The 26590-nt window shown below is 60.2% G+C and carries 27 protein-coding genes; 18 read left to right on the plus strand and 9 right to left on the minus strand.

Annotated features, from left to right (window positions below; translation table 11 throughout):
* Positions 1-184: 184 nt before the first annotated feature.
* The gene (locus GA0061101_RS40760; protein ID WP_280951429.1) at positions 185-310 is read right to left on the minus strand and encodes a hypothetical protein; all 126 of its coding nucleotides are present in this window, start codon (positions 308-310) and stop codon (positions 185-187) included.
* An 84-nt stretch (positions 311-394) separates the two neighbouring features.
* Here GA0061101_RS40760 and fumC point away from each other — a divergent pair, with 84 nt between their 5' ends.
* From fumC to GA0061101_RS14665, 3 genes are all read left to right on the plus strand, one after another.
* Positions 395-1786, plus strand: a complete 1392-nt coding sequence (fumC, locus tag GA0061101_RS14655; RefSeq protein WP_047556772.1) for a class II fumarate hydratase — start codon at positions 395-397, stop codon at positions 1784-1786.
* Between the two features lie 373 nt (positions 1787-2159).
* Positions 2160-3767, plus strand: a complete 1608-nt coding sequence (locus GA0061101_RS14660) for a fumarate hydratase (protein ID WP_037202453.1) — start codon at positions 2160-2162, stop codon at positions 3765-3767.
* 192 nt (positions 3768-3959) lie between these two features.
* A complete protein-coding gene (locus tag GA0061101_RS14665; protein WP_092573822.1) occupies positions 3960-5027 on the plus strand; it encodes a GGDEF domain-containing protein in 1068 nt (355 codons plus the stop codon).
* Between the two features lie 103 nt (positions 5028-5130).
* Here the strand turns inward: GA0061101_RS14665 and GA0061101_RS14670 are convergent, their stop codons facing one another.
* On the minus strand, positions 5131-6096 hold the full coding sequence (locus GA0061101_RS14670; RefSeq protein WP_092573823.1) for an alpha/beta hydrolase: 966 nt from the start codon (positions 6094-6096) through the stop codon (positions 5131-5133).
* Positions 6097-6141: 45 nt separating this feature from the next.
* Here GA0061101_RS14670 and GA0061101_RS14675 point away from each other — a divergent pair, with 45 nt between their 5' ends.
* Positions 6142-6627, plus strand: coding sequence for a MarR family winged helix-turn-helix transcriptional regulator (locus GA0061101_RS14675; protein ID WP_092573824.1), 486 nt, complete (start codon positions 6142-6144; stop codon positions 6625-6627).
* Here the strand turns inward: GA0061101_RS14675 and GA0061101_RS14680 are convergent.
* A complete protein-coding gene (locus GA0061101_RS14680; RefSeq protein WP_037202463.1) occupies positions 6621-7820 on the minus strand; it encodes a low temperature requirement protein A in 1200 nt (399 codons plus the stop codon). The genes GA0061101_RS14675 and GA0061101_RS14680 overlap by 7 nt on opposite strands.
* A 36-nt stretch (positions 7821-7856) precedes the next feature.
* Positions 7857-8231, minus strand: coding sequence for a gamma-butyrobetaine hydroxylase family protein (locus GA0061101_RS14685; RefSeq protein WP_037202465.1), 375 nt, complete (start codon positions 8229-8231; stop codon positions 7857-7859).
* Between the two features lie 132 nt (positions 8232-8363).
* Between GA0061101_RS14685 and moaA the strand changes: the two genes are divergently transcribed.
* Entirely contained in the window at positions 8364-9413 is a 1050-nt protein-coding gene (moaA, locus tag GA0061101_RS14690; protein WP_037202467.1) for a GTP 3',8-cyclase MoaA, read from the plus strand.
* Positions 9414-9434: 21 nt separating this feature from the next.
* Entirely contained in the window at positions 9435-10217 is a 783-nt protein-coding gene (locus GA0061101_RS14695; RefSeq protein WP_037202469.1) for an MBL fold metallo-hydrolase, read from the plus strand.
* Here GA0061101_RS14695 and GA0061101_RS14700 read toward each other — a convergent pair.
* Positions 10214-10612 (minus strand): VOC family protein, encoded by a 399-nt coding sequence (locus tag GA0061101_RS14700; protein ID WP_037202471.1) that lies wholly within the window; start codon positions 10610-10612, stop codon positions 10214-10216. The two genes, GA0061101_RS14695 and GA0061101_RS14700, sit on opposite strands and share 4 nt — an antisense overlap.
* A 100-nt stretch (positions 10613-10712) precedes the next feature.
* Here GA0061101_RS14700 and GA0061101_RS14705 point away from each other — a divergent pair, with 100 nt between their 5' ends.
* Positions 10713-11420, plus strand: coding sequence for a helix-turn-helix transcriptional regulator (locus tag GA0061101_RS14705; protein WP_037202473.1), 708 nt, complete (start codon positions 10713-10715; stop codon positions 11418-11420).
* Positions 11421-11514: 94 nt separating this feature from the next.
* Here the strand turns inward: GA0061101_RS14705 and GA0061101_RS14710 are convergent, their stop codons facing one another.
* The gene (locus tag GA0061101_RS14710; protein ID WP_037202475.1) at positions 11515-14067 is read right to left on the minus strand and encodes a methyl-accepting chemotaxis protein; all 2553 of its coding nucleotides are present in this window, start codon (positions 14065-14067) and stop codon (positions 11515-11517) included.
* 334 nt (positions 14068-14401) lie between these two features.
* On the opposite strand from GA0061101_RS14710, the gene GA0061101_RS14715 reads away from it, so the two are divergent.
* The 3 genes from GA0061101_RS14715 to mobB are packed head-to-tail and all read left to right on the plus strand — an operon-like array spanning position 14402 to position 16501.
* Entirely contained in the window at positions 14402-15313 is a 912-nt protein-coding gene (locus GA0061101_RS14715; RefSeq protein ID WP_037202851.1) for a DMT family transporter, read from the plus strand.
* Between the two features lie 10 nt (positions 15314-15323).
* On the plus strand, positions 15324-15974 hold the full coding sequence (mobA, locus tag GA0061101_RS14720) for a molybdenum cofactor guanylyltransferase MobA (protein WP_037202477.1): 651 nt from the start codon (positions 15324-15326) through the stop codon (positions 15972-15974).
* The gene (gene mobB / locus GA0061101_RS14725) at positions 15971-16501 is read left to right on the plus strand and encodes a molybdopterin-guanine dinucleotide biosynthesis protein B (protein WP_037202479.1); all 531 of its coding nucleotides are present in this window, start codon (positions 15971-15973) and stop codon (positions 16499-16501) included. Before mobA ends, mobB begins: the two co-directional genes overlap by 4 nt.
* A gap of 47 nt (positions 16502-16548) precedes the next feature.
* Here mobB and GA0061101_RS14730 read toward each other — a convergent pair whose 3' ends face one another.
* Positions 16549-18978 (minus strand): OmpA family protein, encoded by a 2430-nt coding sequence (locus tag GA0061101_RS14730; protein ID WP_037202480.1) that lies wholly within the window; start codon positions 18976-18978, stop codon positions 16549-16551.
* A gap of 370 nt (positions 18979-19348) precedes the next feature.
* On the opposite strand from GA0061101_RS14730, the gene GA0061101_RS14735 reads away from it, so the two are divergent.
* From GA0061101_RS14735 to GA0061101_RS14750, 4 genes are all read left to right on the plus strand, one after another.
* Entirely contained in the window at positions 19349-20131 is a 783-nt protein-coding gene (locus GA0061101_RS14735) for an ABC transporter substrate-binding protein (RefSeq protein ID WP_092573825.1), read from the plus strand.
* 118 nt (positions 20132-20249) lie between these two features.
* Positions 20250-21053 carry an ABC transporter permease gene (locus GA0061101_RS14740; RefSeq protein WP_037202482.1) on the plus strand — a complete coding sequence of 268 codons (804 nt, stop codon included), beginning with the start codon at positions 20250-20252 and terminating at the stop codon, positions 21051-21053.
* Positions 21050-21880: an ABC transporter permease gene (locus GA0061101_RS14745; protein ID WP_037202483.1), complete on the plus strand. Its 831-nt coding sequence runs from the start codon at positions 21050-21052 to the stop codon at positions 21878-21880. Before GA0061101_RS14740 ends, GA0061101_RS14745 begins: the two co-directional genes overlap by 4 nt.
* 192 nt (positions 21881-22072) lie before the next feature.
* Positions 22073-22339, plus strand: coding sequence for an usg protein (locus tag GA0061101_RS14750; RefSeq protein ID WP_092573826.1), 267 nt, complete (start codon positions 22073-22075; stop codon positions 22337-22339).
* 18 nt (positions 22340-22357) lie between these two features.
* On the opposite strand, the gene GA0061101_RS14755 is transcribed toward GA0061101_RS14750, so the two are convergent.
* Positions 22358-23083, minus strand: a complete 726-nt coding sequence (locus GA0061101_RS14755) for a DUF2270 domain-containing protein (RefSeq protein WP_092573827.1) — start codon at positions 23081-23083, stop codon at positions 22358-22360.
* A 145-nt stretch (positions 23084-23228) separates the two neighbouring features.
* Here GA0061101_RS14755 and GA0061101_RS14760 point away from each other — a divergent pair, with 145 nt between their 5' ends.
* The 4 genes from GA0061101_RS14760 (at position 23229) to GA0061101_RS14775 (ending at position 25686) form a co-directional block, all read left to right on the plus strand.
* The gene (locus GA0061101_RS14760) at positions 23229-24053 is read left to right on the plus strand and encodes a class I SAM-dependent methyltransferase (RefSeq protein ID WP_037202485.1); all 825 of its coding nucleotides are present in this window, start codon (positions 23229-23231) and stop codon (positions 24051-24053) included.
* 130 nt (positions 24054-24183) lie between these two features.
* Positions 24184-24876: a glutathione S-transferase family protein gene (locus GA0061101_RS14765; protein WP_092573828.1), complete on the plus strand. Its 693-nt coding sequence runs from the start codon at positions 24184-24186 to the stop codon at positions 24874-24876.
* On the plus strand, positions 24869-25213 hold the full coding sequence (locus GA0061101_RS14770) for an ArsR/SmtB family transcription factor (RefSeq protein ID WP_037202487.1): 345 nt from the start codon (positions 24869-24871) through the stop codon (positions 25211-25213). Before GA0061101_RS14765 ends, GA0061101_RS14770 begins: the two co-directional genes overlap by 8 nt.
* On the plus strand, positions 25210-25686 hold the full coding sequence (locus GA0061101_RS14775) for an SRPBCC family protein (protein WP_047556529.1): 477 nt from the start codon (positions 25210-25212) through the stop codon (positions 25684-25686). Before GA0061101_RS14770 ends, GA0061101_RS14775 begins: the two co-directional genes overlap by 4 nt.
* 91 nt (positions 25687-25777) lie before the next feature.
* On the opposite strand, the gene GA0061101_RS14780 is transcribed toward GA0061101_RS14775, so the two are convergent.
* The gene (locus GA0061101_RS14780; protein ID WP_037202489.1) at positions 25778-26581 is read right to left on the minus strand and encodes an ABC transporter ATP-binding protein; all 804 of its coding nucleotides are present in this window, start codon (positions 26579-26581) and stop codon (positions 25778-25780) included.
* Positions 26582-26590: the final 9 nt, after the last annotated feature.

Genomic DNA, 26590 nt, shown 5'->3' on the forward strand with positions numbered 1-26590 from the left:
CCTTGTCGAGCGGTAACTTCGAGCTAGCGGTGCTGTTTTCAACCCGGCCGCGATGTCGGAAACATCGTATAACGACTACAATGAAAACGGCGAGACCCCGCCTTTCGTTCAATGCCTCAACTTCACGTTACAAAGCGGAGACGTTTTCCACGATTTAATTCACACAAAATTATGAAATTATTGGTTAATCTTCTATTGAAATTTCCTGAGATTTTTGCGCGACGGAAAAAACGCCTTCAAGAATATCTACGGAGCGTGTTAAAAAGAGCACGCCTGAGCGGGCGCGTGAAAACATGATCACCCCTGTCATGAAATAGCCCCTTCGGTGTTTTCATAAGCGTCGTTCCGGCCTATATGACTGCTATCTATTTCAATGGAAAGCAGGATCAGGAACATGACTTCCACCCGCACCGAAACCGATACTTTTGGCCCGATCGAAGTCGCCAGCGACCGCTATTGGGGCGCGCAAGCGCAGCGCTCGCTCGGCAACTTCAAGATCGGCTGGGAAAAGCAGCCTCTCTCGGTCATACGCGCCCTCGGCATCGTCAAACAGGCAGCTGCGCGAACCAACATGGAGCTTGGCCAGCTGGACCCTGCTCTCGGTAAAGTGATCGTCGCTGCCGCGCAGGAAGTCATCGACGGCAAACTCAACGACCATTTTCCGCTTGTTGTCTGGCAGACCGGCTCCGGCACGCAGTCGAACATGAACGCCAATGAGGTGATCTCCAACCGCGCGATCGAAATGCTGGGCGGCGTCATGGGCTCGAAGAAGCCCGTCCATCCGAACGATCACGTGAACATGAGCCAGTCGTCGAACGACACCTATCCGACCGCGATGCACATTGCCTGCGCCGAAGAGATCGCTCATCACCTGCTGCCGGCTCTGCGGCATCTGCACGCGGCGCTGGAAAAGAAGGTCGCCGATTTCGCCCATATCATCAAGATCGGCCGTACCCATACGCAGGATGCAACGCCGCTGACGCTGGGCCAGGAGTTTTCCGGCTATGCCGCCCAGGTCGCCTCGGCCATCAAGCGAATAGAGCTGACATTGCCGGGTCTCTGCGAACTTGCCCAGGGCGGCACGGCCGTCGGTACCGGTCTCAACGCGCCGATCGGCTTTGCCGAGAAGGTGGCAAACGAAATCGCTGGGATCACCGGCCTGCCCTTCGTCACGGCCCCGAACAAGTTCGAGGCGCTTGCCGCGCATGACTCGATGGTGTTCAGCCACGGCGCGATCAACGCGGCAGCGGCTGCGCTCTTCAAGATCGCCAATGACATCCGCCTGCTCGGCTCGGGCCCGCGCTCCGGTCTCGGCGAACTGGCGCTGCCGGAAAACGAGCCGGGCTCGTCGATCATGCCGGGCAAGGTCAATCCGACGCAGTGCGAGGCGATGACCCAAGTCTGCATCCATATCTTCGGCAACAATGCCGCCCTGACCTTCGCCGACAGCCAGGGGCACTTCGAGCTCAATGTCTACAATCCGATGATGGCCTACAATTTCCTGCAGTCGGTGCAGCTGCTCGGCGATGCCGCCATCTCCTTCACCGACAATTGCGTTGTCGGCATCGAAGCTCGCGAGGATAACATCAGGGCTGGCCTGGAACGTTCGCTGATGCTGGTGACGGCGCTCGCGCCGAAAATCGGCTACGACAATGCCGCCAAGATCGCCAAGACGGCACACAAGAACGGCACGACGTTGAAGGAAGAAGCTTTGGCGAGCGGACTGGTCTCCTCGGAAGAATATGATGCCATCGTCCGCCCGGAAACGATGATCGGGCCGAAATAGGTTCGTCATTCGGTGAGGTCAGGCACACCCGCCGGTGACTCAATTGCCTGCCTGGCCCCTTCCCCCAACCCTCTCCCCGCTCATGCGGGGAGAGGGAGTTTACCGCGTTAAATCACAGACCTTCCATCCGTGTGGAGCGACCGTTGTCTTGCTTGGTCGTCCCCTCGCCCCGCGGTGCGGGGAGAGGGCCAGGGTGAGAGGCCGGGCAAAAGGTCTCGGCATGGGAGGACCCACCCGACCTGCGCATCTTTCCATCGACGATCTGCTGCTTTGAAACTCCTTAGCGGCAGCCAAGCAATTGCTTTTGGTTCGAGCCGGATCTAGATCGTTTCCAAACATCTTCCTCCGCCATCCGGCTTGAAAGGTTTCCCAAATGGCTGACGATCTATTTCCACTCGGCGACGACACGACCCCCTACCGCAAGATTTCCAGCGATTACGTCTCCGTCGACGCATTCAAGGGCCAGGAAATCCTGACCGTCGATCCGGAAGGCATCCGGCTGCTAGCCGAGACAGCCTTCGCCGATATCAACCATCTGCTGCGCCCGGGCCATCTGAAACAATTGGCGTCAATCCTCGAAGACCCGGAAGCGACCGACAACGATCGTTTCGTGGCCTATGATCTGTTGAAGAACGCCAACATCGCCGCCGGCGGCGTGCTGCCCATGTGCCAGGATACGGGCACCGCGATCATCATGGGCAAGAAAGGCCGCCGCGTCTGGACCGAAGGCGGCGACAGCAGTGCGCTGGCCAAGGGCGTGCTCGACGCCTACGAGAAGAAGAACCTGCGCTATTCGCAGCTCGCCCCTATCAAGATGTTCGAGGAAAAGAACACCAAGAACAACCTGCCGGCGCAGATCGATATCTATGAGGAAGGCACCGACGCCTACGAATTTCTCTTCGTGGCCAAGGGCGGCGGTTCGGCCAACAAGACCTTCCTTTATCAAGGCACGCCATCGCTGCTGACGCACGACCGCATGCTGGACTTCCTCAAGGAGAAGATCCTGACGCTCGGCACGGCGGCCTGTCCTCCGTATCATCTCGCCATCGTCATCGGCGGCACATCGGCCGAGATGACCCTCAAGACGGTCAAGCTTGCCTCGACACGCTACCTGGACTGTCTTCCCACGGAGGGCTCCGAAAGCGGGCACGCCTTCCGGGATATCGAAATGGAAAAGGAAATCCATAAGCTCACGCAGAGCCTCGGCGTTGGCGCGCAGTTCGGCGGCAAGTATTTCTGCCACGATGTCCGCGTCATCCGCCTGCCCCGCCACGGCGCCTCGCTGCCGATCGGTCTCGGTGTCTCCTGCTCAGCCGACCGTCAGGCCAAGGGCAAGATCACCCGCGACGGCATCTTCATCGAGCAGCTTGAGACCGATCCGTCGAAATATATGCCTGAGATCGACGAGGCGAAGCTTTCCGAATCGACGGTTCGCATCGACCTCAACAGGCCGATGGCCGATGTCCTTTCCGAGCTGTCGCAGCATCCGGTCAAGACACGCCTGTCCTTGACCGGCACCATCATCGTGGCGCGCGACCTAGCGCATGCGAAGATCCGCGAACGCCTGGAAAAAGGCGAAGGCATGCCCGAATATCTGAAGAACCATCCGGTCTACTATGCCGGCCCGGCCAAGACGCCCGCCGGCTACGCATCCGGCTCCTTCGGTCCGACGACGGCAGGCCGCATGGACAGCTATGTCGATCAGTTCCAGTCGTTCGGCGGTTCGATGATCATGCTCGCTAAGGGCAACCGTTCGCGCGCCGTGCGCGAGGCCTGCAAGACGCATGGCGGATTCTATCTCGGCTCGATCGGCGGTCCGGCTGCGCGCCTGGCTCAGGATTGCATCAAGAAGGTCGAGGTGCTGGAATATCCCGAACTTGGCATGGAAGCCGTCTGGAAAATCGAGGTTCAGGATTTTCCCGCCTTCATCGTCATCGACGACAAGGGCAACGACTTCTTTCAGGAGCTCAACCTAGGGTAACAATATCCAGGCAATCCGGGTCCAAGGAAGGCGCCACTGGCGCCTTCCTTAGTAAAAAATGCTTTAGCTATAAAACATTTGAATAAATCTATATTTGCGAATGAATTTCCACGGTCATCCTCTTAATATTTTTCAAAGAATCTTGGTATAAGTAAAAATAGTGATTTAGTTGACATATAACGGAGCTCACCGATGAGTACGGCGATTGCGCCGAGGGCGCAAACTCCCGACGTGGCAGGGCAGATTACCTACGCCATGCGATCCATGGGGGTCGCAGCTATTCCGCGCAATTACGAGCTATTCTACGAGGCCTATATCGGATCCAATCCTACTCTGACCCGTGAGCTGGCCGCTCTCGGAAGCAACGCCACGCAGGAGGAATTGGATGCGATCGGGGCCAAGTATTTCTCCGTCCATGCGGGCCGTATCTTCGATGACGCGCACGTACGCCTGACCACGGAGCTGGACGCCATCCTTCGCGCGCTGCGGCAGGAGCAGGCCACGCTCGAAAGCTACAACCGGCTGCTCGGCGAAACCACCGAACGCATAACCTCCAGAAGCAACAACAGCGCCGATCTGCTGCGCAACGCCATCGATATGCTCACGGTCGCGACCGGTGACACCATGGCTCAGGGCGAAAAAACCGTTGAGAACGTCGCCCAGCGCAGCCAGGAAATGGATGAGGTTCGCAAGGAACTGGACGAATACAAGCGCATCGCCAATACCGACGCGCTGACGCGGCTTTCCAACCGCCGCGCCTTCGAGGATCGCCTGGCCTCCGTCTTCGGCAACCGGCTGACTCGTCCGACGACGGCGCTCGTGCTGGCCGATATCGATCATTTCAAGAAGATCAACGATACCCACGGCCACCCGGTCGGCGACAAGATCCTTGCCACCGTCGCCTCTATTCTCCGCGCCAATGTCCAGCGTGATGTCTTCGTGGCTCGCGTCGGCGGCGAGGAGTTCGCACTGATTCTGGAAGGCACCACGGTGGAAGAGGTCACGGCGATTTCCGAGCGGATCCGCCGCGCCCTGGGAACGACGCCGTTCAAGAATTCACGAACGAAGATCGACTACGGTCCGATCACCATATCGCTCGGCATCTGCATGGGCTCCGAAGCTTCGGAGCCCGGCGAGCTCTACAAGAAGGCCGATCTCGCACTCTATTGCGCCAAGAATGCCGGCCGCAACTGCAGCAACGTCTACCAGGAAAGCATGCAGAAGGATTTCACCAAAAGTTGGCTCATCTACAAGAACTAGAAATGAAGCCAGCCAACCGCCGGCGCTGCCTTCCCAGGCACGCCGGCGGTTTTGTTTGCCGAAGCGGCTCGGCTGCGCGAATCCGGCGCGGCGCATCCCGTTACTACGATAAGCGCCGTACCGGAGTTCGGTAAAACGACAGCACCGTCCCGTCGCCGTCCTCGTGCGAATTTCCCGTTTTGACCGTCTCCGAAAGAAAGGCACTTATCGCCTCGAGCACCGGAGCGGCGCTGACGATGCGCCGATGCCCGAACCCGTTGGCCCAGAAGAGGCGAACATTCCCGCCCCCGGCGGCATAGGCGCGGGCATGGTCTGCGCTCACTTCCTTGTCGTCCTCGGCATGGACGACGAGAACCGGCAGGCCTGGATTAAGAATGCCGCGCCGTTCGTCATAGGCGGCAAGTGCCCGCCCTGTGACACGCCCAGCCTCCGCCTCCAACGCCATCTGGGTCGCAGAGCCAAGGCCCATCAACTCACCGAAATCCCTGAACAGCCATCCCATGGCACTCGGCGCTCCGATCAATACCAATCTCTCCGTCTGGAGCGGCTCGATCCCAGGCAGAAAGCCCGCGGAGGCAAGCGCCAGCGACACACCGCCGAAGGAGTGCCCGATGGCGGCATCCAGAGCACCGAAGCGGGTGGAGGCAGCCGCGATAGCGGAAACCGCAAGGCGCACATTGAGGAAACGTCCGGCCGAGCGGCCGTGGCCTGGAAGGTCGAGCGAGATCACTTCCGCCCCCGTATTCGCCAGAAAAACGGTCAGCTCAGACATATATTCGCTGCTGGAACCCCAACCATGCACAACAAGGTAGCGCTTGCGTGGCCCCTTGGCTCCTCCGTTGAAACGATAGGCCATCGCCCTGCCGCCCGGAAAGGACAGCATGACCTGTTCGGCCGTAACAAGACGTTGTCTGCCCTCCATATGTGCCGCCCTGGCCTTGGAGCCGCGAGGCCGCCGCGACGGCGTCAGGCAGAAAAGCCTGAAAGCTGCCTTGCCGGCGAGCTCCGGAGAAAGCCTGCCGAGACCGGATAATCCCGACCGGGTGACCTTGAGCGCAAAGGATGGCATAGTGGGAATCCAGAAATGTTCAACTATGAACAATAAAGTACAACGATGAACAAAAATCAATCCCTTCCCTGGGACCATCCGCGTTTTCGAAGCTGGATCGCCGTGGCGCGCGCCTGCCAGCTGATGCAGCAATCGCTCGGTCGCGCGCTCGCGCATCTCGACATCAAGCCGCCGCACCTCGACATTCTCATCAATCTGTTTCGCTTCGAGGGTATCTCCCAGCAGGAGCTAGCGCGCAAGCTGCTGGTCGGCCGCTCCAACATGAGCATGCTGCTGCCGCAGATGGAAAACCGCGGCCTGATCGAACGCCGTGGAGATAAGCAGGACAAGCGCGTTCTGCGCCTCCATCTGACAGAGACGGGCCGGCGCGTCACGGAAGAGGCCATGACCATTCAAACCGCTCTCATCGACCGCATGCTGTCGCATGCACCTATCGAAGAGTGTGAGAGAATGACTGTGCATATGGAGCGTATCGTCAGCCTGCTGATGCAGGACGAGAGCGAACCTCTGGAGACGGTCGGCGATCAGTGATCGCCGGTCGAGCGCGCCGACGGGACGACCCTTGTCAGGGACGCAAACTCCCAGATCGCCACGACGACGAGCACGGCTGTTGCGAGAATGCCGAGTTGGTAGACCACGACCTCCGGCAAGGTGAAAAGCAACAATCCCAATCCGACGAGGCCTACCAGATGCGACAGTGGCGGCCGGCCGGTCGTCACCCCCTTGAACCAGAGATTTCCGATCAGGAACACGGCCGGGCCGCCGAGAATGGCAGCGGCGGTGTGCATATCGGCCTGGTCGTGCGGATGCGCGAACAGGAATTCGTCGCCAACCACGCTCAGGATGATGCCTGCAAGAATAGGGATATGCGCATAGGTAAAGGCCTGCCGCGCAAGGCTGCCGGGCGTGTCGTCATGCTCAATGCGGTGGGCCGCACGCTCATGCCCGAACTGGAAGTAAATCCACCACAAGGCAACAGTGCCGGCGAAAGCGGTGATGAACACCGCGACGATCAAAGGCGAGACCGGCTGTTCGGCAAAGGTCTTGCCGGCCTGAAGGACAGCTTCGCCGAGGCAGATGATGATGAACAACGCGCAGCGTTCGGCGATATGCGCGCCGGATACGTCCCAATCCGCAGCCGTCGACTTGCCGAGACCCGGAACCCGGAAGCCGAGCGCAGGCGCTGAATATTCGATCGCGAGCGCGGCCAGCCAGAGACCCACCCGCATCTCGCCTTCCATCAACGCGCCAACGATCCAGAAGACGCCGGACAGGACCAGCCAGGAAGTGATGCGAAGGAAATTGCGGTGATTGGCGGGGCTGACATCCCTGAGGGCATAGACCGTAAACAGGGAACGGCCAACCTGCATGAAGACATAGGCGCCCGCAAAGAAAATCGCCTTCTCGCCAAAGGCATCGGGAATAGCGGAAGACAGTATAAGCCCGGCAAACATCAGAACGAACAGCATGATGCGCACAGGCATACGGTCGGGGTCGAGCCAGTTCGTGACCCAAGCCGTGAAGACCCATACCCACCATACCGCAAAGATCAGTATGACGGATTCCAGGGCTCCCAGCGGCGTGAAGTGCTCCGCCAGGGAATGCGCAAGCTGGGAAATCGAGAAAACGAACACCAGATCGAAAAACAGCTCGACGAAAGAGACCTTGCTCTCGTTCTTGCCGCCCTTGGCGCGAAGCCAGCTTACCCTACCCCCAAGGACCATGCCTACCTACGTCCTTTTCCCATTGATGCGCCAATGCTAATGTGGCCTTGCAGCCGTGTCGCGGCTGAGACCTTTTTCCTTCAGTTCGGCTTCGTAGGCCGCAAAGAGCTCCGCGCCCTTCTCGCCGAGTTCGCGCAGATAGGGCCAGGTGAAAATACCGGTATCGTGCATATCGTCGAAACCGATGCGCACCGCATAGTTGCCTGTTGGCGTCATCGACATGATGCCGACATTGCGCTTGCCCGGTACGGTGATCTTCTGCCCCGGTCCATGTCCCTGCACTTCGGCGGAAGGCGACAACACCCGCAGCATCTCGGCAGGCAAATCGAAGCTCGTTCCGTCGTTGAAGCTCACCACAAGGTGATGGCGGTCCTTCGTTACCCTCAATTCGGTCGGCCAGACGTCACTCATCGCTTTTTCCATGCGTTTAATGCCTGTTCGAGAATTATGCCGCCGTTCGTTCACGCGCAAGTGCAATCAAAATGCATTTTCCTTGACGCAACAATCGCCTATGCACACATTAGCAGTGTAATGGAGGTTTGTGTGAATAGCATTGTTGGTACGATAGGCAATGGATCGCCGCTTGTGGCGGATGCGTCCCCGATGGTTGACCCTTTCGGACGGGCGGTCACCTATCTGCGCGTCTCGGTCACCGACCGCTGCGACTTCCGCTGCACTTACTGCATGGCCGAGCACATGACCTTCCTGCCGAAGAAGGATCTGTTGACGCTCGAAGAGCTCAATCGCCTCTGTTCCGCCTTCATCGCCAAGGGCGTGCGCAAGATCAGGCTCACCGGCGGCGAGCCGCTGGTGCGTAAGAACATCATGTTTCTGGTCCGCGAGCTCGGAAAGCATGTCGGTGACGGTGCGCTCGACGAATTGACCTTGACGACGAACGGTTCGCAGCTCGCCCGCCATGCCGACGAACTCTACGATTGTGGCGTGCGGCGCATCAACGTCTCGCTCGACACGCTCGACCCCGACAAATTCCGCAGCATCACCCGTTGGGGCGATTTCGCCAAGGTGATGGAGGGCATCGACGCAGCACAAAGAGCCGGCCTGAAGATCAAGCTCAATGCCGTCGCTCTCAAGGGCTTCAACGAGGCCGAAATTCCCGAGCTGCTGCGTTTCGCCCATGGCCGGGGCATGGACATAACGGTCATCGAGACGATGCCGATGGGTGAGATCGATGAGGATCGCACCGATCAATACCTGCCGCTCTCCCAGCTGCGCGCCGACCTGGAGCAACAATTCACGCTGTCCGATATCCCCTACAAGACAGGCGGCCCGGCCCGTTATGTCAAGGTGGAGGAAACCGGCGGAAGGCTCGGTTTCATCACGCCGATGACGCATAATTTCTGCGAAAGCTGCAACCGCGTGCGGCTCACCTGCACGGGCACGCTCTACATGTGTCTCGGACAGAACGATGCCGCCGATTTGCGTACGGCGCTGCGTGCGACGGAAGATGACGCTCTCCTTTATGCCGCGATCGACGAAGCGATCACCCGCAAGCCGAAAGGTCATGACTTCATCATCGACCGTACCCATAACCGGCCGGCTGTCGCGCGCCACATGAGCGTCACCGGCGGCTAGCCGACCTCGAGAAAATCAAAAATGCAGCTTGAGCTCATTCGCAATGCGACGCTGAAGATCAACTATGGCGGCCATCTGCTGTTGATCGACCCCTATTTCGCGCCGCGCCACAGTCTCCCGTCCTTTACCGGCCGCTCTCCCAACCCAATGACGGAATTGCCCCGCGCGATCGACGACATTCTCCAAGGGGTGGAGCTGGTGATTGTGTCGCACCTGCATACCGATCACTTCGATTCCGTGGCGAAGAAACGCGTCCCGAAGGCCCTGCCGCTCCTCTGCCAGCCTGGCGACGAAGGCTCTATCAGGGAAACTGGATTCGCTGATGTTAGACCCCTGAACGAGACTACGGTCTGGCAAGGGATAACGATCACGCCGCGGCAAGGCAGCCACGGTCTCGGCCCGGTCGTGGAGAAAATGGGACATGTTATCGGCTTCAAGCTGGAGGCTGCCGGCGAACCCACTGTCTATTGGGCAGGCGATACCGTCCTCTACCCGCCGGTTGCCGAGACGATCCAGCAGGTCTCCCCCGACGTCATCATCACCCATTCCTGCGGCGCGCGCTGGGACGGAGATCTTATCGTCATGGATGCGGAGCAGACGATCGCGCTCAGCCGCCTCGCCCCGCAAGCAATCGTCGTCGCAACCCATATGGAAGCGCTCGACCATGCGACGATAACGCGACAAGACCTTCGCCAGGCAGCGGATACAGCCGGTATCGATCCATCGCGCCTGCTGATACCTGCCGATGGTGAAACGCTCCATTTGGAGCCGGTGATCCGATCGCGCTTCGCCAAGCACGACTAGCGGGACGCGAAGCGCTTTTTCGCCGCATCGGTCGCCGGCATGTACAGCGAGACCGCGGTTCCCTCCGGGTCGCGGAACTGAAAGGTCTTATTGCCCCAGGGCATCATCTTCAGCTCGTGCACTAGAGGAACCTTGTCCTTCAGGCGCTCGTATTCGGCGTCGATGTCCGCGACCTGGAATTCGATGCAGGCGGTGCGATTGGCGCCGGGCTCGGCGCTTCCCTCTTTCCAAAGAGCAACGGTTTCGACAGCGCCGATGGCCAACGTTGCCGCTGACGTCTGGATCTCGGCAAAGACCGGGGCCAGCCATTCGGCCTGGAGCCCGGCAATCATTTCATAGAAGGCGACCATGGCCTTTATGTCAGCCGCGATGATACGGGTGGAAGCGAACTTCATAGCTGGTCCTTTTGATTGCATACAAAGCCTTTGCGGCTCTGCAGACCCCCTTGTCGCATAACCCTGCTGCCACCATACTGTCAGCAGGAGTAAGTATGCGATGCGCCGTGCCGACCGACTGTTTCAGATCATCCAGATTCTCCGCCGATCGACCCGACCGGTGACCGCGAACGCGCTGGCAGCAGAGCTGGAGGTCTCGAAGCGCACGGTTTATCGCGACGTGGCGGATCTGATAGGCCAACGGGTTCCAATCGAAGGCGAGGCAGGGCTGGGCTATCTGCTTGCCGCAAGCTACGACATGCCGCCGCTGATGCTGGCGCCCGACGAACTGGAGGCGGTGGTGCTGGGCGCGCAGTGGGTCGCGGCCCATTCCGACAAGGTCCTCGCCAACGCGGCGCGCGATGTGGTCGCGAAGATCGCCACTGTTGTTCCCGAGCGCCTGCGCCCCTTCATCGTCGAGCCGACCGTCGGCGCAAGACCGACCAGCGGCAAGCCGGAAGAGCGTGTCGATGGGTCGCTGCTCAGATCGGCAATCCGTCACGGCATGAAACTGCGACTCCGCTACAGCTCCGAGGCAAGCGAGGAGACCGAGCGAACAGTGTGGCCGGTGATCCTCGGCTATGCCGAGACGAGCAGCCTGCTGGTCGCTTGGTGCGAGCTGCGACAGGGTTTCCGCCATTTCCGCACTGACCGGATTGTCGCCGCCGAGATACTTAAAGAACCTATCGGCATGCGATCGGGCGAATTGCGCCGCCGCTGGCAGCGCTGGCGTGAAGAGCAAGTCCGGCTATCCCCGGGCTTGCTATGATCACAGCCCTGTTTAGGTTTTAGCCCAATCGAAAAGCGCCGGCTCATTGGCCAGCGCTTTTCAAATAGTTATGATATTCTACTAATGTAATACTTCAGGCCGCACGATAGCGCGTGACCTCTGCGGGACCATGGTGTTCGTAGCCCACATCGCCGTCCCCCGTGCGGAAGCGATCGATCTTTTCGGACAACGTGTCGACACGCTGGCGCAGACCGTGGATCTCGGCATTGTTCTCCTCGACCATCGCTGCATTCCGCTGCGTGATCAGCTCCACTTCGGCGACGGCTCGGGTCACTTCCTCGATGCTGGTCGACTGTTCGGTGGTGGCCGAAGAAATATCGGCCACTAGCCTCTGCACGCCGGTGACATGGCTGATGATCTCCGTCAATGCCGCACCAGTCTGCTCGACGAGGCGAACGCCATTCTGCACCTGGGAGGAACTGGCCGATATCAGGCCCTTGATTTCCTTTGCCGCATTGGCGCAGCGTTGTGCCAGCTCGCGCACTTCCTGAGCCACCACTGCAAAGCCGCGGCCTGCCTCGCCGGCACGCGCCGCCTCGACGCCTGCGTTCAGCGCCAGAAGATTGGTCTGGAAGGCGATTTCATCGATAACGCCGATGATGGTGGCGATCTTCTCGGACGAACGGTTGATCTCGCTCATCGCGCCGACAGCCTTGGCGACCACTTCACCGGACTGGCTCGCATAGGCCTGCGTCTCGTTGACGGACGTCGCCGTCTGCCGCGCGCGGTCCGCCGTGGAGCGCACGACATCGCTCAGGCGGTGCAGCGCCCGCGAGCTTTCCTCGAGGGCTGCCGCCTGCTGTTCGGTGCGGCGCGCCAGATCGTCGGCCGACGTGGCAAGGTTGCCGGTGCCGCCCTTGATCTCTTCCGCCGTGTAACGGACATCCGTCAGGGTTTCGCGCAGGGCTTCGATGGCATGATTGTAGGTGAAGGCCATTTCGACGAAATCAGCGGAAAGGTCTTCGCGCATGCTTTCTTCCAGATTGCCGTCGGCAAGCTTGGCAAGAACATCCGCCAGCGCGTTCAAGGCCTGCTTCTGCTCGGCTTCGATGCGGGCACGCTCGGCAGCACGACGGGTAGCCTCCTCTTCCGAAAGCGCCCGGGCGCTCTCCGCTTCCCGCTCCAACCGGACGTTCTCCAACGCAGCGTCCCGGAAGACGCTGACGGAACGCACCATGTCGCCGATCTCGTCACCGCGATTGCGTCCGTCGATCGCTACCTCCAGATCGCCGCTCGCAAGCCGTGTCATGATCTCGGTGACGCGCTTCAGCGGTCCGCGCAGGGTTTCCACCAGCATCAGGCCGCCGACGATGGCAAGCAGCGTGCCGAGGATCATCGCGATCACGGAAACATTGGCCGAGCGCTCGCTGTCTTCCTTGCCGAGTTCCTGCGCCTGGGCGACGAAACTGCGAAGCGATGTCATCGCATCGGCCAGCAGTTGGTTGGATTGGACGCGTGTCGTCTTCCAGTCGGCTGCGGTCTGCAGCAGGTCGGCCGATCCGTTCGTCAGGCTGTCGATCAAGGGCTGCATATGGGCCGCGAAATCGCGCATCGTCGCATTGGTCTGGCCGAGCGCCGAAATCTTCTCAGCCGCGACCTGCAGATCCTTGAGATCGGCCATGACAGGCTCGCGCGACGCGGCATCGCGGACATTTTCCATGCGCGATGCGTGCAATGTCAGGCGGTCGGTGATCCCAAGCGCTTCATCGACATGATCCAAAAGCTCCTTCTGACCGTCGATGATCTTGTCGAGGCTGACGAAGCGACCAGCGGCAGTGTCGCTGTTCTTGGCCGACTGCAGCGTCATGTCGCCTTCGATCTTGACGAAGCTCTGCAGGATCGGTCCCATCGCCTCGACCTTCTGATCGGGCGTGTCGGAACTCTTCAATACGGCATCGAGCTTGTCGGCGGCATCGGAGGCGTTATTGACAAGGCCGGCGCCGCGCTTGGAGACCAACGCCTTGGATACCCCCACCTGCTTCAGAATGGCGTCGGCATAGGTGCGCGCATCCGAGACCTCTTCCGTGGAGTCTGCCGCCATCTGCACCTGGATGCGCAGATTGCTCATCTTCTCCGACAACCCCTTATAGGCCGCGGCATCGTAAAGCAGCTCCTTGGCGAAGGTTTCCTTGTCGCTAAAATCCTTGCGGATGATATCGATCTGCTTGGCAGCGGCCTTGCCGGTGGCTTCCACACCCTGCACTGCCTTGCGGATTGCCTCGACATCGCTGTCCTGCTTCTGCCGGATCGCCCAGAGCGTTGCTTCCTGGGTGCGCATCTTAGCCGCAAGATCGCTGACAGGAACGATCTTGGCGCGCTGATCGTCGCTGAGCAGGCCGCTCAGCCGGTGCACGCCCTGCTCCTGCGCATCGATCTTGTCGGCGAGCGCCTGACGCGTGTCGGCGGACGGCGCTCCCGTGAACTCCTGGAGGGCAGCCTGCAAATTCTCGAAATCGCTGATGTTTTCGATCGTCGCACGCGTCACGGTCATGTGGCCGTTCAGAATATTCGCCGTGTGATAGCCGACCAGGCCGACGCCGGCGATGAGGACCACCAGCGGCACCACGAAGATGAGAACCTTGGTCACAATTCGGCGGCTTTGCAGAAGACGGTCAATGAAAAACATGCGGCGCCCCAACTGGATTATCTAAGTCGACGGCGAAGGCGGGATCGTCATTCCTGCTGCGCTGCGGTAGGTGCTTCTGCCTCATGCAAAACCGCTGCGAGCCTCGGGAAATAAGATTGAATAAGAATTAATCGCACGCCTAAAACCCTGCCGTATATGCAAAAAAAATACAACCGACGCATCATTTTACGACTGCTGCGCGAAAATACCATTCCTCTCGGTGACAATTGCGCTGCAGCGCACAATCGAATTCCGCCACCATGAAAAGACAAGCGATTACAATTTGCTGAAAACGGCGCTAATCCAGACTGACAATCCGGAGACTCGTTTTTTCATGCGACTGACCAAGAATATGCAGGGCGCACTTTTCATGGCCGCATCCATGGCCGGCTTCTGCAGCAGCGACGCCCTGTCCAAAACGGTTATCGTCTCGATGAACGCCGGCGAAATCATCTTCATCCGCGGCTTGTTTACGGCCTTCCTCGTCTATCTCCTCGCCCGCAGAATGGGTGCGCTACGTTCCTGGAAGGTCATTCTGCAGCCGATGATCGCTCTGCGCATCGCCTGCGAAGCCATTGCCGCGGCAACCTATATCACCGCACTCGGGATGATGCCGATCGCCAATGCCTCGGCCATTCAGCAGGCCGTGCCTCTGGCGGTGACGCTCGGTGCGGTGGTGTTTCTGAAAGAGCCTGTGGGATGGCGGCGATGGGCGGCAATTACGGTCGGCTTCCTCGGCGTCCTGATCATCATCCGGCCCGGCCCGGAGGGCTTTACCACGGGGGCGCTCCTCGCCATCGCCTGCATGTTTGCGACGGCCGCCCGCGACCTCTCGACACGCTGCATCAGCAAGGACGTGCCGTCGCTGATGGTCACGGTATGTACCGCAATCTCCATTTCCGTCTTCGGTGCCCTCTGCATCGTTCCGCTCGGCGGCTGGCAGCCTGTAAGCATCACGTCTCTCCTCCAGATCCTGCTCGCATCCATTCTCGTGCTGATCGGCTATCAGGCTGTCATCCTGGCAATGCGCACCGGCGAAATCTCCTTCGTCGCGCCCTTCCGCTATCTGAGCCTCATCTGGTCCGCCTTGCTGGGCCTGCTCGTCTTCGGCGAGATGCCTGACAGTTGGGCCATAATTGGCGCCGCGATTGTCATCGCCTCCGGCATCTATACATTCTATCGGGAAAACAAACGGCGGGCCGCCGAGCGCGTCGCGCAGGAATCAGAGCCCCGCGTTCCCGCCTGAGGTCACAATCATGTCCGGCTTCATCGCCAATGCCGACGATATCCCAGTCGTCCTGCTCGCAGGGGGCCGGTCGAGCCGCATGGGTGTGAACAAGGCGTTTGTCTTATTGGGTGGAGAAAGCCTTCTCGCCCGTATCTCGACACGAATCACGCAGCGACAAAGAAAGCCCGTCGCGCTCAACGCCGATCCTGATTGGCCCGACACGCTGGGGTTGACGCTTGTCCCGGACGGGATTCCCGGCAAGCTCGGGCCGCTGGCAGGCGTGCTCACCGCCATGCGGGATACGGCGCTGCGCTATCCGCAGGTTTCGCATGTTGCCACTGTCCCCATAGACAGCCCCTTCTTCCCGCTCGATCTGATCGCGCGGCTGGCGGATGCCATTCAAGGCCGCGACGACATTGCGATCGCCACATCGTTCGACCGTGACCATCCCACTTTCGGTCTCTGGCCCGTCTCCGCCACCGCCGATCTCGAGACGTGGATCGTCTCGGACCCGAAACGGCGCGTCAGAGATTTTCTCGCACGCCATGACGTCCGAACGGTGAAATTCCCCGCGGTCGAAACGCGGATCGGTCCTCTCGACCCCTTCTTCAACGTCAACACTCCAACCGATCTGATCGAAGCGGAGAAATGGCTCGCCGCACTGGAAGGCATCTCATGACAACACCTCGACCGAAGATCTTCGGCATTGCAGGCTGGAAGAATTCCGGCAAGACCGGACTTGCGGTGCGCCTGGTCACCGAATTCACCCGGCGCGGTTACAGGATCTCGACCATCAAGCATGCGCATCATGACTTCGATATCGACAAGATGGGCGCCGACAGCTTTCGCCATCGCGAGGCCGGAGCGCACGAGGTCACCATCGTCTCAGGCACGCGTTATGCCATCATGCACGAATTGCGCGGCGCGCCTGAACCAAGCTTCGAGGAAATACTGGCGCGTCTCGCTCCCTGCGACCTCGTGCTGATCGAGGGCTACAAGCGCGAGCCAATCCCGAAGATCGAGGCACGCCGCCTGGAGGCCGTCAACCGGGAGCCGCTCGCAGCACACGACCCGCATATCGTCGCCATCGCCGCCGACCATCCTGTGGAGGATGCGGGTTCGCTCGAAGTCTTCGACCTCGACGACACGCTGGCAATCGCCGATTTCATTGCCGCAACGGTCGGCCTTGATGAGCCGGCAAAATAAAAGGCCGCCGGTTTCCCGGCGGCCTCGTAAATTGGCTCGAATCCGACTTAACGGTTGGACGCGACCGGACGCACCAGCGGCGTGATGCGGCGGATGGTGACGCGGCGGTTCTCCTGCGACGGTCCGAGCGTGTTCACCTTGAGATACTGCTCTCCATAGCCCTGGGTGACCAGGTTCTCAGCAGGGATGCCATAGACATCGCTGAGCACATTGGCGACCGATTCCGCACGGCGATCGGACAGGATCAGATTGCTTTCTGCCGAGCCGACGGCATCCGTATGGCCTTCGATGAGGAAGGTCTCGGTCGGATCCCGCTTGACGATCTGCGATATCCCGTCGGCAACACCCCGCAGCGAGCTGGCTTGCGACATCGGAATGTCGGCGCTGCCCGTTGCGAAGGTGATCGTGTCGAGGTCGATACGACGGATCTTGTCACGGATACGGGCCGAATACCGCACTTCGTTGACCGAATAGATCCGCTCGACCGGCTCGACCGGCGGTTCGCGCAGGAAGTCGTAGTAATCCGCGTTGCGGTTGGACGCCGTGTCGATGATGTACTGGCTCAGAGGAATGAGCAGGCGCATCGGCGGCAGGTCGTCGCCCGGATCGCGGAAATAGTTGTCGTGGTCGGGCTGCTGCTCGAGCTCAGGCGAGTAGAACAGAACATATTCCCGGCCGCTGGCATCGATACGGGACCGCTGGATGATGTCGCCATAGCGGTTGCGGATGGTGATGACGCGATCGCCGTCCGGCTGGTCGATCGTCTCGCGATAACGATCCCTGGGCAACTGCTCATAGGTGGGCCGTTCACCGCCGCGGACGAAGCGATCAGTATCGTCATGGCGAACGACGTAGTTGTTGTCGACGTTCACGATCGTGCGATTGTCCTGATTGATGATGGTTTGCACCGCCGTTCCCTGCGGCGAGGCAAAGTCCGGCCGGCGATCGATCCGGCGACCCTGCTCGCTGGTCACGGCTTCCATCTTGACGGGCGGTTGCGGCTGGCCGCCAGGAGCCGCGCGCTGCGCCTCGGCGTCAGAGGTCGGTGGCTTCGTATAGGCCGCCGGCGGCTGCTGTGCAGGGGCATTCTGCGCCTGCCCGTTCTGGCCCTGCCCCTTCTGACCCTGGGCACCCGGAGCGCCGGGATTCTGCCCACCGTTCAGATGCTCGCCGCGGCGAACCGCATCCTTCTGGCTGTCCAGAACAGCACTGCCGTTTTGAACAGGCAGGATGACGGGGCCCTTCGCAGAGGCTGGATCTTCCGCAATCTTCTTGCGGCGCTCCAGGTCCTGCGGCGAGATTTGTTCTGCCGGAGGCAGCTGGATCTCGGCACCTTGCTGTGCGCTACCATTGGCCGGCGCGGGTGCGGCATTGCCATTGGCAGGCGCAGGCGTTGCACTGCCATTCGCCGGAGCAGGTGTTGCAGTGCCCTGTGCCGGCGTCTCAGCGGCCTTATTCGGTTGCTGCTTGCCGGGCTGCGGTGCGGCCTGGTTTTGCTCCTGACCCTGCTGCCCCTGGGGCTCGGTCTTCTGAGCCGGCTGCTGCGGATTAGCCGCCGGCTGTTCGCCCTGCTGCTGATTCTGCGGCTGCTTGCCGTGCGTCTTGTCTCCGGCCGGCTTTTGCCCCTGCTCCGCGCCGGGTACTACCTGCGTTCCGGGTTGGGTTTCAGGCTGAACCTGTGTCCCCGGCTGAGTCTTATGACCCTTCGGAGGCTGGCCGGCAGGTGCTAGCGGCTGCTCGGCCGGCTGCTGCGCCGGAGCCTCGGATTGGATCTGTTGCTTGGGAGGGGCTTTCTGTTCAGGCTGCACCTGCTTTTCGGGTTGAGCCTGCTGATTCTGCGGCTCACCAGCGGCAGGAGCGGCCTTCTGAGCCGGGGCTGGCTGCTGCGCCTTCGGCGCGGGCTGGCCCTGCGGCTGCTCGGCGGCAGGCTGCTTATGCTCTGCCTTTGGCTGCGGTGCCGCCTCAGGCTGCTTTGCTTCAGGCTGCTTTGCCGGCTGCTGGGCATTCTGCTTTTGCTGCTGTGTCGCAGGTGCCGGCTCCGGCGCTGCAGCCTTGGGCTGCGGCTTGGCTTCGGGCTGCGCCTGCGGTGCTTCGGCCGGCTGCTTGTGTTCAGCCTTGGGCTGTTCCTGCTGTGCCGGCTGCTGATGTTCCGCTTTCGGCGGCTGCGCTTCCGGCTGCTGCTTCGGCGGCTTCTGTTCCGCGCCGCCTTCATGCTTCTGGCCTTGCGGTTCGCCCTGGCCGCCCTCGCCAGGCTTCTTGTGCTTGAGCTGTTCTTCGTCCGGTTGGGCCGCAGGCGCCGCCTGCTGCGCGACCTCGATGCTCGCATTGCCACCACCCGCGACGACGCCGGCAATGTCATTGGTCAATGGCGCGACGGGCTGCTCGCGCAGTGCCGCAGCCGCCGCCGGCTCGAACGCGAGCGATAGCGAAAGCAGCGGAAACGCGGCACTGGCAAATAGTCTGGATCGCTTACCCATATGGGTCTCCTCTTATGATCTTTGTTCGCCGAATTGCGAATCTCTCAGCGGGCGACGTGATGTCCCACGAAGCAGGCCGAATTTCGGTTCTCGTGAGACTGAATCGCGGCAGGCCGCTATATGTTCCGGAACTATTAGGATGCCGCAATTAACCCTGGCTGAATGCGCCGGACGGCTTCCATTCAGATTTCCCGCGCGCGCTTTCGCATTGCCTCGGGATCGCACGGCAACGATCATCCTCGTAATTCCAGTTGCAATTTTCGAAAAAAAAGTACGAATATCGCCGCAAGGCGGGTCACCCACCCGCTCCACTCGAGCCGGACGCCAATCAACAATAATGAGCTGCCGGCCGCCAACAGAGAGGATCAATATGCGCATCTCCACTCGTCTTCTTGCCGCTGCGTCCTTCGCCGCTATGTCGCTTCTCGCCGGCGCGGCGCTTGCGGACGGCGACACGATCGTCATCGGCACGGACGCCACCTACCCGCCGTTCGAATCGCTCGATGCCGGCGGCAAGTTCGTCGGCTTCGATATCGATATAGCCAATGCGCTTTGCGATCAGATGAAGGTCAAGTGCACCTTCGTGAACCAGGATTTCGACGGCATCATTCCGGCCCTCCAGGCCAAGAAGTTCGACGCAATTGTCTCCTCCATGTCGATCACGCCGGAGCGCGAGAAGATCGTCGACTTCACCAACAAGTACTACAATACGCCGCCGGCGATCGCCGTGCCGAAGGATTCGACCATCAAGGAACCGACGGACGAAGCCCTGAAGGGCAAGTCCATTGGTGCCCAGTCCTCGACGACGCACGCCAACTACGCCTCCGCCCATCTCAAGGATGCCGAACTGAAGCTCTATCCGTCGGCTGACGAATACAAGCTCGACCTCGGCAACGGCCGTATCGATGCCGCCATCGACGACGTTGTCGTGCTCTCCGAATGGGTCAAGTCGGATGCGGGCGCCTGCTGCAAGATGCTCGGCACGCTGAAGATCGATCCGGTCATCAACGGCGCCGGTGCGGGTATCGCCGTTCGCAAGGGCGATACGGCTCTCAAGGACAAGTTCAACGCCGCCATCGCGGCGATCCGTGCTGACGGCACCTACAAGAAGATTCAGGCCAAATACTTCGATTTCGACGTTTACGGCGACTGATCGCCCGTCGATTCCCTTGGAAAAGACGACGGCGGAAGCTTGCTCTTCCGCCGTTTTTGTTTGACAACGAGAATAATATAAGCAGAAACGCGGCAAAAGCCGCTAGGGGAAATACGGCATGAGCGGATTGTTTTCCGCGCTGGGTTCCTTGTGGACCTGGCTGAGTACGATTTTCGACCCGTTGTGTGGTCCGGCCGGTTTGTTCACTGTGTTCGGCCAGAATACGATGCTCGCCTGCGGCGATACGGGCTGGGGCGATGAACTCGCCGGCGGTCTGAAGGTTACCATTGCCGTTGCGGTCCTCACACTGCCGCTCGGCCTGGTCATCGGCTTCTTCGTCGCGCTGGCGCAACAATCGGAGGAGAAGTCGCTACGGCTCGCGGCGGGTGTCTTCACCACGATTTTCCGCGGCCTGCCGGAGCTGCTGACGCTTTTCATCATCTATTACGGCATGCAGATCCTGCTGCAATCGGTCCTTGCCAGATTTGGCTATAACGGACCCATCGAGATCAATGCCTTCGCCGCCGGCATGTTCGCATTGGCGATCGTCTTCTCGGCCTATTGCTCGGAAGTGCTGGTATCCGCTTTCAAGGCAATTCCGAAAGGTCAATACGAGGCGGGCGACGCACTCGGCTTCCACCGCGTCCGTACCATGCGGCTGATCATTCTGCCGCAGCTTGTTCGCATCTCGCTTCCGAACCTCGGAAACCTCTGGATGAACCTGCTGAAGGACACGTCCTACGTCTCGATCATCGGTCTTGCCGACATCATCCGGCAGACGGGTATCGCCGTGCGCGCCACGAAGGCGCCCTTCACCTTCTATTCAATCGCCTGCCTGTTCTATCTGACGCTGGCCGTCACGTCCTCTATCGGCCTCTTCTATCTCGATCGATGGGCCAAACGTGCGGAGGTTCGTCGATGAGCCATGCCGAAATCCTGATCGCGGCGCAACCGGCACCGCCCAAGACAATCAGAAAGCTATCGAAGTCCCGCATCGCCGGCTATTTCTTCCTGACGCTCTGGAGCCTTCTTGGCATTTCGCTGCTGGCGATGATCGTGACCAACTGGGACGTCGAGAAGCTTGATACCTATGGACCGCGGCTTCTCCACGGCCTCTGGATCACCGTCAAGCTGGTCGGCATGTCCTTCATACTCGGGGCGATCCTGTCGATACCGCTGGCATTCGCCCGCATGTCGAAAAACAAGATCCTGAGCACCCTCACCTACTGCTATGTCTATCTTTTCCGCGGCACGCCGCTGCTGGCGCAGATATTCATGGTCTATTACGGCTTCCCGAGCTTTCGCTGGCTCTTCGAGGATATCGGCCTCTGGTGGTTCTTCAAGGATCCATTCTATTGCGGCGTCTTCGCCATGACGCTGAATACGGCCGCCTATCAGACGGAAATCGTCCGCGGCGCCGTCCAGAGCGTACCGAGCGGCCAGCGGGAGGCTGCAAACTCTCTAGGCATCCATACGTGGATCGCCTTCCGCAAGATCATCATTCCCCAGGCGCTTATCGTCGCTCTGCGTCCCTACGGCAACGAGATCATCCTGCTGATCAAGAGCTCGGCTACGGTGTCGATCATCACCGTCTACGATCTGATGGGCGAAACGCGCTACGCTTTCTCGCGCACCTATGATTACCAGACCTATCTCTGGGCGGCGATCTTCTATCTGGCGATCGTTGAACTCATGCGTAACGGTTGGGCCCGGATGGAAGGGCAACTGACACGGCACCTCAAGCGCTGATGCAGCAGCGGCGTCTTAAGCGCCGCCTGCTCACTTGGCAGCACTCGCCCGCATGCGCTGCTAACACATTGATTTTCGTGATGAAAATTTCTTTTACGACACTTTTGTAAAGCTTGGGTTTACTATGAGCTGTTTCCATATCCTTGTGACCCTGAGTCACGAACAAAAAATGGGAACGGAAAGTGAGGCCTCATGCACGAAGACATGCAAAAGCAGCTGCAAGGCTATGGGTTGACGACGGCGCAGATCCTGTACCGCCTGCCCGATCATCCTCAATTTCTCCAGACCTATATCTGGCAGGACTATGACCTCGCCCCGAACTTCCCGGAAATGCGCGGCTTCCTGAGGTTCTGGCAGGAGAAGTTGGACGGACCGCTCCATTCGGTGCGATATGTTCATCGCAAGCTGATATCCGCAACCGAGTGGCGGGCATTGAAGGGCGAATTCATTCTGCACTAGACCGGCTACGCCGATCGTTCAGACATGCGCCTCGCCACGGGTGAAATCACTGTCGTCCGGCCCGCGACGCAGCACGCCATAGAGAATGGCGGCATAAAAGACAGCAACTATCGCAATCACCGGCCAGCCGGGGATTGGTCCGAGCGCCGCGTTGTCGGCAACATAGCTCCACGAATGCGCAAGCTCCTGCGGCGCGCCTTCGCTTTGCAATTTCGGCGTCGAGATTTTCAGGATCCATGCAAGCAGAAGAATGACATACATCCAGCAATAATTCCGCCGCAACCGCCGCCCCATCGCATCGAAATAGCCGAGCAGAAACCGCGGCGCCCGCAAGCTCTTGGCGATGGACAGCGCCCAATCGGGATTGAACTCTGCTTCCGGGGCGAGGATCTGCGCAAAATAGCTGCGTTCCAACTGCCGCACGCGTGCGCGATAAATATCGAAGAAGCGATAGCGCCGCGCCTCGATCATCAGCAGCAGCGAGATCAGCATCATGCCGAACAGCAAGACGCCGTGATGCGAGGTCGGCGAGGACAGCGATACGGACAATAGCGCGGCAACGACGGTGATCGCCCAGTTCGACGTCCGGTCAATGCGGTCCCGCCAACTGGTCATCCGGCCAAGCTCGCCGCGATAATAGTGGCTCAAGGTGTTGGTGATCTCCCCCGGTGTCGAAGGCATCGGCGGCCGTTTCTGATCCGTCGCGCCGTCGATGAGATGGGATGTGGTGAGTTCCGTAGCCATGGTCTCTTCCTCCCTTTTCTTTTTTTGAGCGACAGCCGCATGGCCCGCCGTTGCCGCAAGCCGTATTTTGCTCCTCCAAGGCAAGCATTGCAAAAGCCGATCAAGCGCCTTAATGCCTGCGGGACAAACGAAAGGCGGCTGATCCATGGCAAAGAAGAAGATCGACGAAGACGCGCTGGCGGAAGCTTACAATCGCGCCCTGGCTCTGGAAAAGGCCGGCGATATCGACGCCGCCGTGAGCGCCTATGAGGAAGTGCTGGCCATCGACCCCGAGGACCACGGCGGCGCGGCCGTCCGCATTGCCTCGATGGGGCGTGGCGAAACACCTGTGAAGGCGCCGGATGCCTATGTCGAAACGCTGTTCGACCAGCATGCCGAGGTCTTTGAGGACGTGCTCGTCGAGCAGCTCGGCTATCATGTCCCGGCCCTCGTCCGCCAACGCCTGCAGGCGCTCGGCCTCGGTCCCTTCAAGCGCATGCTCGACCTCGGCTGCGGCACGGGCCTCACGGGAAGCACCTTGCGCGACATCGTCGAGGACATCACCGGCATCGACCTCTCCGAAAACATGGTCGAGGTCGCCCACGAAAAGGACATCTACGAAACCCTCTTCGTTGCCGAGGTCGAGGATTTCCTTGACGATAATGACGAAGAGCCTTTCGACCTGATCACCGCCACCGACGTCCTGCCCTATCTCGGCGCACTGGAGCCCCTGTTCTTCGGCGCAGCTGACAATATGACGCCTGGCGGCCTCTTCATCTTCTCTTCCGAAACCCTGCCGGATGCGATCTTCGCCGGGCGCCCCTATATGGTCGGCGCGCACCAGCGTTTCGCCCACGCAGAGGCCTATGTGCGCGAGCGGCTGAAGGAGACGGGCTTCGAGCTGATCGAGATCAGCGACATCAATGTCCGGATGCAGGAAGGCCAGCCGACGCCGGGCCATCTGGTCATCGCGCGCCGCCTTGCAGACTGACATCACCGAAGCTGGACAGAGGCAATAGTTATCCAAATGGATAACTATTGCTTGCAAGATGACGTCCGAGCCGTTACTTAGCCATTTAGATAAGTTTCAGCTCGAACCTTGATGCGGGAAAGGTCGTCGCATGTCCCTTGTTCTCTATCAGCATCCCCTTGCCTCCTTCTGCCATAAGGTGCTGATGGCGCTTTATGAGAATGGCACGCCGTTCGAAAGCCGGATCATCGACCTTGGCAATGAGGCATCGCGCGCATCGCTGGTGCGCCTCTGGCCCATCGGCAAATTTCCCGTGCTGCGTGACGAAACGCTTGACAGCACCGTTCCCGAAACCAGCATCATCATCGAATATCTCGATCGGCATTATCCAAGTACGACACCGCTGTTGCCGCTCGATCCGACGGATGCCCTATGCGTCCGGCTCTGGGACCGCTTCTTCGATCTCTACGTTCAGGAGCCGATGCAGAAGATCGTTGCGGACATACGCCGACCGGACGACGCACGCGACCCTCAGAGCGTCGCCGAAGCACAAGCGCTGCTGCGCACCGCCTACGGCATGATCGAGCAACAACTCGGCGAGAAGACCTGGATCACCGGCGATAGCTTGACCATGGCCGATTGCGCCGCGGCACCTGCCCTCTTCTACTCCGAAACGCTCGTGCCCTTCGATGAAACACAATCCCGACTGAAGGGATACTACCAACGCCTTCTCGACCGCCCGTCCTTCGCCCGTGTACTTGAGGAAGCGATGCCCTATTTCCACTTCTATCCCTATCACGAGAAACTGCCCGCCCAATTCCGCCCGGAAAAGTCGCATGATTGAAGAGCCGCAGGCACTCGACCGGATGTTTCAGGCGCTTTCCGATCAGAGCCGGCGCGACATGATCGACCGGCTCGGCCGGGGTCCTGCTTCCGTAACGGAATTGGCGCAACCCTTCGCCATGGCGCTGCCGACCGTAATGAAGCATCTGCATGTGCTGGAGGCGAGCGGCCTGGTATTGTCGGAAAAAACCGGCCGGGTGCGGACCTATCACCTTCGCAAGGAGGCGCTGGCATCGGTTGAGCGCTGGGTTGCCGAACGCAAGGCATCGTGGAACAAGACTTTCGACCGTCTCGATCTTTTTCTCGCGGATGCTTCAACGGAGACAACGACCGAATGAGCACAAAATTAACGGAACACAGGACGCTCACCATAGAGCGTCACTTCCAGGCACCCCTGTCGCGAGTCTTCAATGCCTGGGCGATCGCCGAGCAGAAGCGGCAATGGTTTGCCTGCCACGAGGATTGGGTTCCGTTGGAATTCAGGCTCGACTTTCGCGCCGGCGGCAGCGAAAGCAGCCGCGTCGCCTCGACGGACGGCGTCGTGCATGCCTATCAGGCCCGCTACATCGACGTCGTCGAGAACGAGCGCATTATCTATGCCTTCGACATGATGCTAGACGACGTCAGAATTTCCGTATCGCTGGCAACGGTCACCTTCACGCCGGAGCCCGCGAGCACGAAAATGTCCTTCGTCGAACAGGTGGTTTTCCTCGACGGCTACGGCGACAACGGATCGCGGCTGATGGGCACTGAAATCGGCTTCGATCGCCTTCGGCTCTACATCGAGGGCGACGAGACCAGGCCGAATTAGAGCGATTAAGCGTTGCCTAATTGCTCTATTTCGCCGCTTTTGCGTAATTCAGGACGGAAAAAAATCGCTCCACACTTTTCTTGGAATTGCGCTAGCCGGCGCGCGCCTCGCCGAGGATCGCGGCCAGCAGCTGCCCCTCGAGTTCGGCCAGCGCCGGATTGCCGTGACGTCGCGGATGCGGATAGGGAACGGCAAGATCGAGCACGATCCTCCCTTCGTCCAGCACCACGACGCGATCTGCAAGGTGCACGGCTTCGCTCACATCATGCGTTACGAGCACTGCGGTAAAGCCAAGCTCACGCCAGACGCGGTTCAGCAGCTCCTGCATGCTGATGCGGGTCAGCGCATCCAGGGCGCCCAGAGGCTCGTCGAGCGCAAGCACGCCGGGCTTGCTGACGAGTGCCCGGGCGAGCGCCACGCGCTGCTTCTGGCCGCCGGAAAGCCTGGACGGCCATTCGCCTGATTTCTCCGCAAGCTGCACTTCTGAGAGAACCGAAACCGTTGCACCGCGCACTACATCGCGGGGTACACCCTCGCCCAGTCCGACAGCCACATTGTCCGCGACCGAAAGCCAGGGCAGCAAGCGCGGCTCCTGGAAGACGATGCGGGTATTGGGTTCCGTGTCGCTGCCGCCCGCCGCCTCGAAGCGCAGATGACCCCCGCTCGGCTCATCGAGCCCCATCAAGATGCGCAGCAGTGTGCTCTTGCCGCACCCGCTTTTCCCGATCACGGCGACGAACTGGCCGGCAGGAACATCGAGATCGATGCCGCGCAGGACTCGATTGTTCCCGAAGCTCTTTTCCAGCCCCCTGATATGTATGGCGGCAGCACCCGCGGCTTGCGGAGCGGCACTTACGGCTTGCGGTCGAAAACGATCCGGTGCGATCACGCTCATGGCACGCTC

The sequence above is a fragment of the Martinezella lusitana genome, from assembly GCF_900094565.1.
Classification (GTDB): Bacteria; Pseudomonadota; Alphaproteobacteria; order Rhizobiales; family Rhizobiaceae; genus Rhizobium; species Rhizobium lusitanum.